At 40.9% G+C, this 14,901-nt stretch carries 8 protein-coding genes and 1 pseudogene; 5 read left to right on the plus strand and 4 right to left on the minus strand.

Annotation, left to right across the window (positions count from 1 at the left end):
• Positions 1-26: 26 nt before the first annotated feature.
• The 3 genes from DSM08_RS07195 to DSM08_RS07205 are packed head-to-tail and all read right to left on the minus strand — an operon-like array spanning position 27 to position 2,432.
• The gene (locus tag DSM08_RS07195; protein ID WP_149525524.1) at positions 27-494 is read right to left on the minus strand and encodes a hypothetical protein; all 468 of its coding nucleotides are present in this window, start codon (positions 492-494) and stop codon (positions 27-29) included.
• Positions 478-1,929: a S8 family serine peptidase gene (locus DSM08_RS07200; protein WP_149525525.1), complete on the minus strand. Its 1,452-nt coding sequence runs from the start codon at positions 1,927-1,929 to the stop codon at positions 478-480. Before DSM08_RS07200 ends, DSM08_RS07195 begins: the two co-directional genes overlap by 17 nt.
• A 23-nt stretch (positions 1,930-1,952) precedes the next feature.
• Positions 1,953-2,432, minus strand: a complete 480-nt coding sequence (locus DSM08_RS07205) for an HmuY family protein (protein ID WP_149525526.1) — start codon at positions 2,430-2,432, stop codon at positions 1,953-1,955.
• A gap of 224 nt (positions 2,433-2,656) precedes the next feature.
• On the opposite strand from DSM08_RS07205, the pseudogene DSM08_RS07210 reads away from it, so the two are divergent.
• From DSM08_RS07210 to DSM08_RS07230, 5 genes and pseudogenes are all read left to right on the plus strand, one after another.
• Positions 2,657-4,198: pseudogene (locus tag DSM08_RS07210) on the plus strand (IS1182 family transposase); the annotation flags it as partial.
• Positions 4,199-4,733: 535 nt separating this feature from the next.
• On the plus strand, positions 4,734-8,618 hold the full coding sequence (locus DSM08_RS07215; protein ID WP_149525527.1) for a PAS domain S-box protein: 3,885 nt from the start codon (positions 4,734-4,736) through the stop codon (positions 8,616-8,618).
• Between the two features lie 3 nt (positions 8,619-8,621).
• Positions 8,622-8,981 (plus strand): response regulator transcription factor, encoded by a 360-nt coding sequence (locus DSM08_RS07220; RefSeq protein WP_149525528.1) that lies wholly within the window; start codon positions 8,622-8,624, stop codon positions 8,979-8,981.
• A 7-nt stretch (positions 8,982-8,988) separates the two neighbouring features.
• Complete coding sequence (locus DSM08_RS07225; protein WP_149525529.1) at positions 8,989-10,056, plus strand: hypothetical protein; 1,068 nt, start codon at positions 8,989-8,991, stop codon at positions 10,054-10,056.
• Positions 10,053-13,457: a sulfatase-like hydrolase/transferase gene (locus DSM08_RS07230; RefSeq protein WP_149525530.1), complete on the plus strand. Its 3,405-nt coding sequence runs from the start codon at positions 10,053-10,055 to the stop codon at positions 13,455-13,457. Before DSM08_RS07225 ends, DSM08_RS07230 begins: the two co-directional genes overlap by 4 nt.
• Positions 13,458-13,463: 6 nt before the next feature.
• Here the strand turns inward: DSM08_RS07230 and DSM08_RS07235 are convergent, their stop codons facing one another.
• Positions 13,464-14,717 (minus strand): YaiO family outer membrane beta-barrel protein, encoded by a 1,254-nt coding sequence (locus DSM08_RS07235; protein ID WP_149525531.1) that lies wholly within the window; start codon positions 14,715-14,717, stop codon positions 13,464-13,466.
• Positions 14,718-14,901: the final 184 nt, after the last annotated feature.

The raw sequence follows: 14,901 nt of genomic DNA on the forward strand, positions 1-14,901 counted from the left end.
ATGCGCTATCTTAATAGCGAATTTTATTAAGCATAAGGAAAGTAGATTGGGTTCGGGTGCCATTGGTACTTCTTGTTGCTGTTGGCCTTTCCTACGCTGTTGTAATCTTTCGCCAAGATTACTCCGACTTTAAACCCGCGTGTATTATAGGTCGATAGAGAGTCCGGTAAGTTGCTTTTGTTGTTTGTGTCGTAATGTGCTTCAGCAATCAGCTGCAGTTGGCTGATATTGGCATGGCGCTCGCCACGGTATATCTTAGTGACCTGATATTGATCGTTATACTGAAAACTATATTTGATCATGTATAGATTTTCAAGATCCAAGATATAGTCGACGACGGCTTGTTTTTGTTTGATGTGTTTAATGTTTACTTCACTATCTTTTTGGCAGGAGCTTAAGGAACATGCCGCAAGGAATAGTGCTATGCCGGTGCTGATTAACGATGTATGCTTTGGCATGGCCAAAGTTTTTGGATTTCTATTTGGCTTGTTCATATGCTTTTTTAAAGTTTGGTACACCATAACCCAGCTTGTTGTCTGGATTTGTACTTTGGCTGGCTGTTTGTTGCAATAGTTCTTTTATTTCCTTGGCATTTTTGTTTGGCAAGGCTTCCCATAAGCAGGCAATCAACCCTGCCAGAATAGGAGGGGTATCCGAGGTGCTGTATGAGTCTCCCCATCCATAGATGACAGTAATTTCTTGCGCCAGCACAGCTAGTTCAGGCTTTATTCGTCCATCGGCGGTTGGCTTGTTCAAGACATTCCACAATGGCTTATTCCGCTTGTTGATATTGCCGGCTGTAATAATATCCTTGGCATCTGCTGGAGGGAGTATAAAGGTGATACCATTGGACTCTTGCGGAAACATTTGAACCGTGATGATGCCTTTTTTGAAAGCCTGATCAGCCACTCTACTGCTGATGGAGCGACCATCGGCTTGTTCGGCCTTCATATCAAATTGAGGTTGATTGAATTTCACGCCATAGACACAAGATGAGCTAATGATGTCGACGCCCAGGCTATCGGCTCTTTCGACCCCTGCGACCCAACTGGTTTCATAAAAGGGCTCTTGACTACCGTTCTGATCCGTACGAAGCAAAATGTAGTCGGCTTTTGGTGATAAGCCAATAAACTTTTGCGGATTAATGGCTCCGAGCATAGCTAGGAGATTGTTACCATTGGTGGTCGTCGTACTGATGTCGCTGCGGTTATAAAGCAAGTCGTAACTATCCTTGATCTTTTGCTCCGATATTAAATGGATTAGTTCAGGTTTTTCATCTAAATACCCAAACCCTTCGCTGAGAATTGCGATGGTCTTTCCTTTGCCAAAGAACTTCTTCTCGTGTAATAAATTAGCCTCGTATTGTTGTAGTAAACCATAGGTTTTTCCATAATTAACAGCACCGACCTTCAAGGTGTCTAAGATGTTGGTAGAGGCAATTGCGGCAAACGGTGTCTCGTTTTTGATCGGAGGTACAACAGGTTCCTGGTAAGGTAGATGTACTCCAATTGTTTTGATTGATGCAACAAAGGATAAAGATTTGATCTTTTCCAAGTTATCTTTATGTTCTGGTAAGTGAATAACCGCATAGTTCAACCATTTTGAGGTGTTAAGTAGCTTGCCTTCACTTTCTTTCAGAAGCTCGCTCAAATACTTCCTGCTTACCGGTAAGTCGGTAGAATCAATCGCTATCTTTTGTATCTTTCTGCGTTGTATCGCTTTGTCACTAAGGTAGCTTGACGGATCTAGAAGGGTGTATTTATTATTGTTTTTGTCTTTAAAATAAACAATGATTGCTTCTTTATACTCCGTTTCTGCTGGTTTTTGGTCTATGTAAGTGCCAAATGGAGAGATGTCCTTTCGGCAGGCGCTGGGTTGTGTTAAGAGACACAAGCTTAGGATTATAGACCAGTTACTTTTAAATTTCATATGTTTGGTATGTTGAATGTAGATTAATGGAATCGTTGTCCTTTCTCTATGTATTGATATCGGAAGGTGAAGAAGCCTGCGCGCGTGCTGATGGACTCATAAGTCTCACCTTTCAGATTAGGCATATCTCGGTAGAAGCTTAAGATCTGTAGTTTTACAAATCCCTTTTGATCGGCCGTTTGAATAAACATTGTCTTTTCAGGATAGGGCATGTAGAAATTATTTTCATCCATGTAATACCAAGTTTTCCCACCGCTGCGATAGCCTAAGGCGAAATCCGTCCTGCCGTCATCTTGCTTTAAGTCGCTTAAATTTGGGATGTCTTTGATATTCTGATAGGCCGTATGCACAATAATGGCTTTCGCATTGCCTGTACGGACCGGGTTGCCCATGGTACCACCATTAATTTTCAGCTGTGCATGCTCAAAGCAAATGTCCCAGTTATCATCTCCTGGTTTTTTGACCACTTCGCCCGTGCTAAACTTAAAGTAAGGCTTGGTCATGTAGTCTGCTTTTAAATTTCTGACGACCTTTTCCCCTTGAATAGGATCCGTTGGTAGTTTTGGTTTGTCTTCCTTTTTGCATGAACAAAATAGGAGGAGAAAACATAGAGAGGCTGTCTAAAAAGGTCTCTTAAAGAAAGAACCCCGTCATTAAAAAATGGCGGGGTTTTTCTGTTTTTTTGTCCTTAAGATTTTGTATCTTAAGGTGCACCCAAAAAAACAATATGGCAAACATACAATTCAAAGCGCTTCCATCCAATAGTCCGAGTCTATTTCCTGAGAATATTTTAGATCGTATTCCAATGAATCATCCGGTTCGTTTGGTGAGTCAGGTTGTTGACCAGTTGGATCTTGAACCTATTATCCGTCAGTATAAAGGCGGAGGCACCACTAGTTTTCACCCTAGAATGCTCATTAAGGTGCTGTTCTACGCCTATTTAAGCAATATCTATTCTTGCCGAAAAATCGAGCAGGCCCTTCACGAGAACATCCATTTCATGTGGCTTTCAGGGAACAGTACACCTGATTATCGTACGATCAATTATTTCAGAGGAAAGCGTCTTAAAGGACAGATACAAGAGCTGTTTGCCAGTATCGTTCGTATGCTACATGATATGGAGTATGTTAGCTTGAAAGTTCAATATGTAGATGGTACCAAGATCGAGTCTGTCGCTGGTCGTTATACGTTCGTTTGGAAGAAATCGGTCGAGAGGAATAAGGTAAAGTTAGAAGCAAACATTGCTTCGGTTCTTTCGGAAATCGAGGCTCAGATCGCCCAAGACCAATCTTCATTAGGTAATCAAGAAGTTAGCAAGGCCATCGATAGCAGTCAGTTGAAGGAAAAGATCGAAGCGATCAATGCCAAGTTCAAAGGAGCCAATAAATCTACTGATAAGCAACTTAAGAAACTTGAAGAGGACTATTTGCCTCGACTAGAGAAATATGAAGAGCAACTGGAAGTATTGGGAGATCGCAATAGTTATAGCAAGACCGATACCGATGCTGTGTTTATGCGGATGAAAGAGGACCACATGAAGAATGGCCAGCTTAAGCCAGCCTATAATACCCAAATCAGCACCGAAGATCAGTTCATCACCCATTACAGCATCCATCAAACAACTGCCGACACCACAACCCTGCCGGAACATTTGGAAGGCTTTGAGTGCCATTACGGAAAACAAAGCGAACAGCTTGTAGCAGACGCCGGTTATGGTAGCGAGCAGAACTATGAATTGATGGAAAAACAGGGCATAACTGCCTTTGTCAAGTACAATTACTTTCATGTGGAACAGAAGCGCAAGCATAAACAGGATCCTTTCTCGGTACAGAATCTGTATTACAACCAGCAAGATGACTATTATGTATGTCCCGCAGGACAGAAGCTCAGCTTTATCGGTCATGCAACCAGAGTTAGTGCCCACGGATACACAGCCCAGGTCAGCTGTTATCAGGCTCAGCGATGCGAAGGCTGCCCGATGCGCAGTGGGTGTCATAAAGCTAAAGGCGATCGGCTCATTGAAGTGAACCATAGACTCAATCAGCTCAAGGATAAAGCCCGGGAAAGGCTGATATCGGAAGAGGGAATGTACCATCGAAGCAAGCGACCCATAGAAGTGGAATCCGTTTTCGGTCAGATGAAAAGCAACAACAGGTTTACCCGGTTCACAATGAAAGGACTGGAGAAAGTCGCTGTGGAGTTCGGATTGATGGCCATTGCCCATAACCTCAGAAAATGGGCGAAAAAGTGGGCAAACGATGTCTTCTTTGGGAATGGTTATAGCGATAAAACACTATATACCATAAAAATTGGAGTCAGGAGCGTTAAAACCATAAAATATCGACTTACTGCTTAAAACTCAAAAATGAAAACAGTAATGAAATCGCAAAAGCTATAAAACAGAAGAAGGCGCCTTTTTAGACACCTTCTGATAAGTAATAAATTCTCATCTTTTTTGTTTGTAATGATTCTAAATAATAGCAAAAGTACGTTTAGAGAAAAAATATCTACCTATTCATAATGGCATTTAGGTTATGCGTAATGATATATCGTTTGGATTGGGAGGCTATGCCTATTGTTCGTCATGAAAAATGAAACATTTTTCATCGATGCTATAAAATGTTTTTACCTAATCGCCAATCTTTCTGTTGTTGTGAGGCTTGAAACAATAGATAAGTTTTAAGAATCGTTAAGATAATTTTAAAACTATTCGGCAAGTTTATCTGTTTTACTCAAAAAAACAGGACTGTGCCGCTTTATATCGCTATCTTGCGGTGCATTAATTACTACCTATAGAAAGCAACATGAACTCGCAGTGTACTCCGACAAATGAGTCAGAGCGCTTGGATATGTTATACTCATTCGGTTTAATGGGACTTGGCAAGATGCCAGAACTCGATATTTTCGCCGAATTGGCATGCAGGATTACCGCATGTCCATCTTCCATCATCGCAATAATGGAAGAAGATATGCAACGTATTCAAAGCTGTTTTGGCATTAATTTAGAAACCGTAGAAAGAAGGAATACCGTCTGTCAATATACGATGATGAGCGAAGAGCCGCTCATGATTGAAGATACATTTCAAGATCCTAGAACGAAGGATAACCCATTGATTCGTGCTGCTGAAATTCGGTTCTATGCCGGCGTTCCGCTTTTAGACGATCGTGGCTTAGCCTTAGGCACCTTATGTGTTGTTGATTTTGTTACCAAAACGATATCGGAGGAACAGCTTTCGGAACTAGCGAAGCTAGCGGATGCTGTTGTAGCCTTATTATTAGCTAGGAGGAAATCGACCCAAGCGGCGTATTTTAAACAGATACTTTCTGTAACACAAAACATGATTTGTGTGCTCGATGACAATTTTATAATCAAAGAAGTCAATCCTGCGTTCGCTGATCTCATGGCTTTCTCGACTCGGGAAGCCGTGGGCATGAGTTTCCCTGAGGTGCTTCAGGCAAATGAAACTGTGCTCAAAGCACTACAATCAACCATAGAAACAAATGGAGAAGTACAGGTTCAGACACGCACAGAAACGCCTTCGGAAGAGGAAGCTTTCATCAATTGGAATCTAAAATACAATCCCGACAATAAAGAGATCTTTGCATTCGGCCGCGACATAAGTAAGGAGAACGCTGAGAAAGTGAAGCTTTTGGTTTCCGAACGGAGATTCAGGAACTTCTTTGAGAATGGTATAGGGCTGATGAGTATGCATGACTTGGATGGAAATATTCTTCGGGTCAATGAAATGGGAAGAAAAGTCTTAGGCTATTCTTCGCATGAAGTTCAGGGTCTTAATCTTCTTGATCTTGTACCTCCTGAAAATCGTTCGCTAATTAAACCCTATCTAGAGCGAATAAAGCAAAAAGGTGAAGATAGTGGCATGATGGTGTTACGTCATAAGGATGGCGAATGGATCTATTGGTTATATAATAACATTTTGGAGATCGACGCGGAGGGTAGTGCCTATGTCGTAAGTTCCGCGCTTAATATGAACGAGCGTATTACCTTAGAGAAAGATCTTCAGCACACAAAACAAATTCTAGAGCAAAGTAGTCAGGTCGCACAAGTTGGGGGCTGGGAAGTGGACCTCGCAAAAAATGAAATTTATTGGTCTGGTCCTACGCGCCAAATCCATGGCGTATCCGACGATTTTAAACCTACGCTTGAGAATGCATTCTCTTTCTTTGATGATGAGGACAGTCAGACTTTATCAGAACTCTTTAAGACGGCTATTTTATCCGGCAAATCCTATGATATTGAAACTCGACTGAGAAGAGCATCGGGCGAATATATCTGGATTCGAATTAAGGGTGTTCCGGAGATAATTGATGGACGATGTACGCGCGTTTTTGGGATTATGCAAGACATCGATCAAACGAAACAGTTATTTCTGGAGCTAGAGCGAAAGGAGTCTATGTTGCAAACGTTCGTCGATTATGTGCCTGCATCCGTAGCCATGTTTGATCAAGATTTGAATTATCTAACGATAAGCAAACAGTGGAAAGAAGAATTTCATTACATCGACAATCATGTGCCAAATCGTAATCTTTATGAGGTATTCCCTAATATTCCAGAGCGGCGCAAGGAAATCTATCGTAAAGCTTTAGAAGGAATACCGTATAAAAATACAGATGAGGTTGTTAAGCGTGAAGAGCATGAACATGCCCAGCATTACAATTGGGAAGTGAGACCATGGCGATTACCTGATGGGACCATCGGCGGAATTATTATATTCTCGCAAAATATATCCGAGTTAGTGGCTAAGAACGAAGAGCTGAAAAATGCCAAAAAACTTGCTGATATAGGAAGTAAGGCTAAATCAGAATTCTTAGCAAATATGAGCCATGAGATTCGTACGCCTTTAAATGGTGTTATCGGATTTTCGGACCTACTATTGAAAACTCCACTGAACGATTTGCAGAAGCAATATCTAAAATATGTTAATGAGTCGGGAAATAATCTGCTTTCTATCATTAACGATATATTGGATTTCTCAAAGATTGAATCTGGAAAATTGGAGTTCTACATAGACCAATACAATCCCTATGAGCTCGTCAATCAAGTAATACATGTTATTCTATACCAAGCGCAAAATAGGGGCATAGAGCTGCTCCTAAATATCGAACAAGGTCTTCCAGATCTTATTTATATTGATGAGTCGCGAATAAAACAAGTTTTGATCAACCTCTTGGGGAATGCTGTGAAATTTACCGAGACAGGAGAAATTGAGCTTCGTGTTGAAAGAACCAATATTGAGCAGGATAAAGTGAGACTTCGATTCTCGGTCCGCGATACGGGCATTGGTATATCGGAAGAAAAGCAACATCGCATATTCGATGCCTTTATGCAAGAAGATAGTTCTGTGAGTAAGCGTTTTGGTGGTACAGGACTTGGGCTGACAATTTCCAATAATATTTTGCGCTATATGGGCAGTGAATTGTCGCTAGAAAGTAAGGTCAATGAAGGATCGATTTTCTCATTTGAGATTGAAGTGCCCTACGAATATACAGAAGAGCAGAATGATGACTTATCGGTGGAGAATGTGCTCATCGTTGATGATAATGTAAATAACCGCGTAATTCTTGAGCATATGCTCGCTTATAAGGGAGTTAAGACGACTTCTGTCGGCAATGGGTTTGAAGCAATACAGCTTTATCTAGACGGAAAACGCTTTGACGCTATTTTGATGGATTACCGTATGCCAATATTGAATGGTTTAGAAACCATCGGAAAGATCAAAGAATTCTTGAACCAACAGGGCGAACCTATCCCACTTCTAGTTTCACATTGTTCGTCTGAAGATCAGGAACATATGACGCAATTCCGTCAGGAACAGAATTCCTATTGTCTGACAAAGCCGATTATTTCTGAAGAATTATATAGGATTCTTCGACAAACCCAGACGACCGAAAAGTCTGTTGTTGAGGAACAAGAGTCTGCTAAGCACCTGGAAAAAGCGTTTCGTGTGCTTGTAGCGGATGATAACCCTGTAAATATGGCTTTGAACCTAAGGCTTGTTGAGGGCGTATTGCCACAATGTGAAACCGCCAGTGTGGAGAACGGTGTTCTTGCCGTAGAAGCCTGCGAAGCATCTGTTTTCGATTTGATTCTGATGGACATTCAGATGCCATTGATGGATGGAATCGAAGCCACACAGCGCATCCGAACGATGAAGGGATACGAACAGGTGCCTATTATCGGTATCACTGCAGGGAATGTCATTGGTGAAAAGGAGAAATGTTTAGAAGTTGGAATGACCGATTTTCTCACGAAGCCAATTAAGGCTGGCGATTTTAAGACTATGGTGACGAAAGCAATGCAGGCTTTAGAAGCTGATTTAGTCAGCGAAGTCGAAATGTCTGTTCACTTCGACGAAAGCATAATGGATGAATCGACCGATAATGATGCCGACTTCAAACAAGAGTTTATCGGTATTGTTTTAGGAGAGTTGGAGCTGCAAAAAGAGCGGCTGAATCTCGCTCGCGAGGAAAGCGACGTTCCGCAGATCAAAAAGCTATTGCATAAACTTCGTGGAACGTCCAGTACAGCCGGGTTGATCCTGCTAAATAGAATGGCAGCTGATATGGAGGAGAAGTTTATAAATGGCAATTTACCATTCGATGAAATATCGAATTTGACCAACGAAATTGAATTATTACAGAAACTATTAATAAAAATTAAAGCGTAGAAGATGGTTGTGTTATTAGCCGAAGATGATGAATTGATTCTTAAAACTATTGAGCATAAACTAAAAAAAGAAGGATTTGAAGTAATTCTTACGAGAAATGGGCAAGAGGCGATCGAATTGATAAGAAGTCAAAAAATTGATTTAATCATTAGCGATATCATGATGCCTTTTGCTTCTGGAATAGAAATTCTTGCTGAAGTAAAACTGTTGGAGCAACCTATTCCAATCATCATGCTCTCTAGCATGGGACAGGAGGAAATCGTCATTGAAGCATTCGAAATGGGAGCTTCTGATTATATGATCAAACCTTTTAGTCCTAATGAATTGATTCTGCGTATAAATAAATTATTGAACAGACCATAGGAGGAAGATGGAGCCGGTACTCACCCTACATGAACTAATGATCGGAATCTTAACAATTTTGATTCTCGTTTTTTTAGTTATTCTTGCCCTTTTGATTTTCAGTTTTCGCGAATATAAGATCGTAGAAAGCAGACAGCTGTGGAAGAAACTGGTGGAGGAGTATTTAGCCAAAGTCATCATAGAAGGGTCTGTTGATGAGGTGTATATCGATAAGGATATCACGTATTACTTAAAATATAGAGAGTTTCGTCGTTATTTTCTTAATCGCTTGGTTGAATCTGAACGCAAGTTCTCCGGCGTCGCTGCTCAAATATTGAAACGCGTATTCTACATCTATCATTTGAATGAGGAAGCTTATGCACTATTAAGGAGCAAAAAGCCCTATTTGATAGCTAGAGGTATTCAGGTTTTGAAGGTGATGCGAGCCGAAGAGGCTCTTCCAGAAATCAAGTCAATGCTGAATCACAATCACCTTAGTGTTAGGCAGGAAGCACAATACGCTATAGTATACTTCGAAGGCTTTGAGGGATTGGCTTTTCTGGATCAGTTCAACGGAGTACTATCCGACTGGCAACAGTTACGTATCATCAGTTTTATTAAGCAGTTGCCAAAGGATGCAATTCCAAGATTGCTCAGGTGGCTTTATGGCGCAAACCCCTCCGTTATCATATTTTCACTAAAACTTATTCAAAAATTCAAAGTGCTAGAGCTACATGCTGATTTAATTCAAATATTGAATTATCCGAATCATGCTGTGCAGCTGGAAGTGATACGCACAATGTTCAGTCTTGATGTATTCGATACTTCGGAACAGCTTGTGGCGCGATTTCCGTTCATGGAAGAGGCACAGCAGCAGGAGATCATCAAAGGTTTGGGTTATACCCGTGCAAGAGATCAGATTGACTTTTTAAAAAAGGAGTTGAGTATTTACCCTACGCAAAGAGGAAGAGTGAATATTGCTGATTCACTTTTTTCGATAGGTGAATTTAATTATTTGAATAACTTAAGGTTATCTCTTAACGAAGGAGATCCAAATCTACTAGTTTTAAACCACGTATTGGATAATAAGCGATGAACGAAATAGCAAAGGTCATTTACGAAATTGTTGTCTGGCTATTCTTGATCTATTCAATGGGAATATTCAGTGTCTATACTTGGATCGCCATATTTTCCTATGGCGCCGTAACGCGTTATAAATACGGCAATATCTATACGGACTATTCGTTAATTGCCACGAATCCGAATGCACCAAGTTTTAGCCTGATTGCGCCTGCTTATAATGAGGGAAAGACAATTGTAGAAAACGTGCGATCCTTGTTATCGATCTACTACAATAAGTTAGAGATTATTATTGTCAATGACGGTTCTAAAGATGATTCCATCGAAAGACTTGTCGAAGCTTATCATTTAGAGAAAGTAAGCTACGCAATAAGCGGCAATTTGAAAACTCAAGAAGTAGTTCAGGTTTATAAGAGTAAGAATCCTGCATTCAGGAAGTTAATTGTCGTAGATAAGAAGAATGGGGGTAAGGCAGATGCACTCAACGTAGGGATAAATATTTCCAAAAGCGATTATATTGTCTGTATTGATGTCGATTGTATTATTGATCAGGAGGCGATACTAAAGCTTGCCAAGCCTTTTATGGAGCAAGAGGATAAGCGGTTAATTGCGTGCGGAGGTGTTATTCGTTTAGCGAATAATTGTAAGATAGAGAATGGCAAGGTGGTCGAAGTTAATCTGCCTAAAACCTGGTTAGGGCGGAGCCAGGCGTTGGAATATATCCGAGCATTTGTGTTAGGCCGAATGGCATGGTCAAGAGCGAGCGGATTAATTTTGATTTCAGGGGCATTTGGAGCCTTTGACAAGGAGATTGTGCTTGCCTGTGGAGGATATGACCATAGCACCGTTGGAGAGGATATGGAGCTTGTCGTGCGGATGAGACGCTACATGATTGAAAAAGATCTACCACATCAGGTTATCAATATTCCGGATCCTCTTTGTTGGACGGAAGTACCTGAAGATAAGGAAGTGTTAAAAAAGCAAAGAAACCGCTGGATGCGGGGCACCATGGAAACCCTTTGGACACATCGTAAATTGATGTTCAACCCGAAATACGGTAAACTGGGTATGCTAAGCCTACCGTATTGGTTTTTCTTTGAATTCTTGGGTCCCTTTGTGGAATTTACAGGCTATATTATCTTCATTCTTTTTGTACTGTTTGGGATTATTAATTGGACATTCTTTTTCGCCTTATTCCTGCTCGTTGTATTTTCCAGTATTCTGTATTCCGTCTATGCGGTTTCGGTGGATTTGGTTAGCCATCAAGTATATTCCAAGCGAAAAGATCTAACCACACTGATTGCAACGGCTGCCCTCGAACCGTTTTATTTCCATCCCTTGGTCGTACGCGCCGGAATTGCCGGTATGGTCGATTATTTTAGGAAAAAGAATGGATGGGGAGAAATGACGAGACAAGGGTTCTCGCAGGAGAAGGACGAAAGCTTTAAAGAAAAAGCCTTGCGCTATGGCAAATGGCTCATGGAGCAATTTAGTCCTGTGGCGCTTGTTTATCTCATCTTTGTTCTGCTGACAAGCATTGCGGAATGGTTTATTTATGGAAGCAGCGTTCAGCAGTTCAAAACCATGGAATCATTTGCTGTGCTGTTGGCCAATAATGCCCTAACGGCTATGGTTTTTCTTTTACCAGTAGCGGCAGTTTATCTTTTGATTTCATTGTCCCATGAGCGTTTAGCCAATTGGATGTTGCCAATTATTACAGCCGCTGCAGTGACCATTCAATTAATTTTAGCTTTCTATTTTATTGAGTCCCGAAACCTCTTGGGAACAGATCTTTTCTTTTACTCTTCCGAAGAACTAATTGGAATTCTTCGTGCAAGTAATGTTCTTAATTGGTTGAATGTATTTCTGTTAATGATAGGACTGCTAGCCCTAATCATGAGTATAAAATTCCTGAGCAGTAAAATTAAGGGTTCGACGATAAAGGCGCTTTCCATTTTATCAGCGGGTTTTATAGCATTGATTTACCTCGCTTTATTTGGTGCAGTAACCGGGAGCTCCAAGGATGACTTTATGCAGACTGCTGAACGCAGTAAGCTAGGGTTCTTTCTCTACAGCAACGCCGATCTATTATCGGATAATATTGGAGATCGTGTATTTGCTAGTTCGATTGAGTCGTCCGTCGGTTCACTGAACGCAGCTTACCCATTCCTGCAGAATGAGCAGACTATGGATGTGTTTGGCCAGTATTTCCAGAAAGCTGAAAAAGCACCTAACTTAGTTTTAATTTTAGTTGAAGGCCTCGGCAAAGCATATAGCAGTTCGGATGGCTACATAGGAGACTTTACGCCTTTCTTAAACCAGCTCAAAGACAGTTCCTTGGTATGGGATAATAATTTAAGTTCCTCCGGAAGAACATTTTCAGTACTGCCGACGGTACTAGGTTCACTACCTTTTGGTACCTCCGGTTTTCTTGAACAAAAAGATTATCCTGAGCACTTTAACTTGCTGAATGTTTTAGCTTTTAACGGATTTAAAACAGGGTTTGTTTACGGTGGAGATTCTAACTTCGATTTTATGGCGAAGTATCTAAAAGCTAATAATATAGATGTACTCCTCGATGAGTCGAGCTTCCCTGCCGGCTATCGGAGACTTCCAGGTACAAATGGCGAGAGTTGGGGTTATGAAGATCAAGCGGTGCTTTCTCAGTTAAGTGCACTGTCGGAAAAGCAGTCCGAACCTTATTTCCATATTACACTAACACTATCCACGCATAATCCGTTTTTGATCAATGATGCGCAAAAATACGAGGCACTTTTTCAAGCGCGCTTACAACAGCTTAAACTGCCCAAAGCCAAATACGGCCTGGCAATGGAAAATAAAAAGCAACTGATTTCGGTCATCAACGCCGATGATGCTTTGCGTCAATTCTTTGCAGATTATCGTCAGCGCGAAGAGTTCAAAAATACTATATTTATTATCACTGGGGATCATGCCATGCCTGAGATACCGTTGCAGAGCAAGATCGATCGTTATCACGTGCCATTACTTGTGTACTCGCCTCTATTAAAAAATAAACGCAAGTTTCATCATACCGTAAGCCATTTTGATATTGCGCCATCCATTTTAGCTTACTATCGAGAAAATTACCAGCTACGAACTCCTGAACAGGTAACTTGGATAGGGAAGGGTCTAGACGTCGGTGCTGCCAAGCAGAGCATGGGGGTTCCTATTATGCAAAGCAAATCTCAACTGATTGACTTTGTGTATTCCAACGTGCATATCAATGATAATCGTGCATTTAAGTTGGATAATAAGTTGTCTGAAGATGCGATTGGCGACGCGAATGCGGATCCAACAACGAAAAAACGATTTGATGCGTTCCGCGAGATGAACAAGCAGTTTATCAAATCGTCTTCTCTGTTGCCAGATTCAATCTACAACAAGTTTTTCCAGTAGCAGATTTTAGAATCTGCGTCTGTAACCAACCGTTATGTCTATTTGATTGTCTTTAACTTCTGGTTGATACTCTACATTGTAGTATGTGCCGGAAATGGAGAACAGGTTTTTCTCTTTTACGCTCAGGTTATATTCTAATCCGGTTTTAAAAGTTTTCAATTTATAGCTATCGTCCGTTAGGAGGTTCTCTCGGTTCTCTTCCGGACTTATACCAGAGCCAACGATAAGTCCAAAGTAATCGTCCGCACCTTTTGTATAATAGCGTACTGTACCGGCGTAGGAATGCGAAATATTATCATCGCCAGGTGTTAAATATGTCCGAGCGTTGAACCAAAAGTTCTTATAGTACTTTCCTACGGATGCGGTATACATCCATACATTCTCAGTGAATTTCAATTGCCTATACCCAACTTCAGCTTCAAAGCTTGCTGGCAAATTAGCGTATAAGGAGGCTCCGGTTCTAAACTTTGGGAAAATACCGTCGCTATTGGAATAGCCGGTTCCTAAGTACATATAGAACATTTTAGATAAACGTGGGTAAGCTTCAAGTTCAAATTGCGTTCCGTTGCTACCAAATTTATTTGCAAAGTTGGTTCTAAAAATGAAGGAGCCAATCGGCGTGCCTCTCTTATAACTTACACCCACAATATGCCAATCATCCGCAAATTGCTTGTCGAAGTGCATCCAATTATATGTAACGCCTATCTCATTTCCACCAACCTGCTCACGGATAGCATTTACTAATTCGCGTGCATCGCTATTCTTCGGGTCTACGGCAAGCAGTTCATTTAGCTGTTCGTTGGCTTCTGCGTAGCGCTTTGACGCATTTAAAACCTTTGCCTTCAGCAATAATAAATCCGTCGATTGAGGATGTGAAGATAGACCACGGTTCACAACACGAAGGGCCTCTTCATTTTGGTCTTCCCAATATTCTAAGGATCCAAACGCTAAATGGAAATCCTCGTCGGTCGTATTTTTTAATTCTAATTGCTTGAATACCATCCTCGCAGAATCAGGCTGATCCATCCAAGTATATAATCTACCTAGAAATACGCTGATGTCGGTATAATCGGGACTTTTTTGTAAGGCCTGTTTTGCTAAACCAACAGCTGCCTTATAATTTTTATTGTCAAAAGCTTCGGTACGTGCTCGTAAGAATAGTTCGTCAGAATTAAGAGTTCCATCCTGTGCAAAGAGCACATTTAATTGAATGGAACATAGCATGGCTAGGGTAAGAAAGCTAATTAGTGTTGATTTCATAAGCAGAATCTTCTGTAGATGGGACAAAGTTACTTGTTTTTACGGCTTTAAGTATAGAAAAAGCCAATTTATTTGTGTGATGTTTTTTCCTTACCGTGCACTAGAGGTTGATAATCGATGCCATCTGAAAAAATGGAAAAGATCGATTGATATGTGGCTTAGCCAAACAATTGCATGCTCATGC

Source organism: Sphingobacterium hotanense, assembly GCF_008274825.1.
Lineage (GTDB): Bacteria > Bacteroidota > Bacteroidia > Sphingobacteriales > Sphingobacteriaceae > Sphingobacterium > Sphingobacterium hotanense.

Excerpts from the sequence above, each read along its gene's own strand:
- DSM08_RS07195 (WP_149525524.1), bottom strand. The coding sequence starts at position 494 with ATGAACAAGCCAAATAGAAATCCAAAAACTTTGGCCATGCCAAAGCAT.
- DSM08_RS07200 (WP_149525525.1), bottom strand. The coding sequence starts at position 1,929 with ATGAAATTTAAAAGTAACTGGTCTATAATCCTAAGCTTGTGTCTCTTA.
- DSM08_RS07205 (WP_149525526.1), bottom strand. The coding sequence starts at position 2,432 with ATGACCAAGCCTTACTTTAAGTTTAGCACGGGCGAAGTGGTCAAAAAA.
- DSM08_RS07215 (WP_149525527.1), top strand. The coding sequence starts at position 4,734 with ATGAACTCGCAGTGTACTCCGACAAATGAGTCAGAGCGCTTGGATATG.
- DSM08_RS07220 (WP_149525528.1), top strand. The coding sequence starts at position 8,622 with ATGGTTGTGTTATTAGCCGAAGATGATGAATTGATTCTTAAAACTATT.
- DSM08_RS07225 (WP_149525529.1), top strand. The coding sequence starts at position 8,989 with ATGGAGCCGGTACTCACCCTACATGAACTAATGATCGGAATCTTAACA.
- DSM08_RS07230 (WP_149525530.1), top strand. The coding sequence starts at position 10,053 with ATGAACGAAATAGCAAAGGTCATTTACGAAATTGTTGTCTGGCTATTC.
- DSM08_RS07235 (WP_149525531.1), bottom strand. The coding sequence starts at position 14,717 with ATGAAATCAACACTAATTAGCTTTCTTACCCTAGCCATGCTATGTTCC.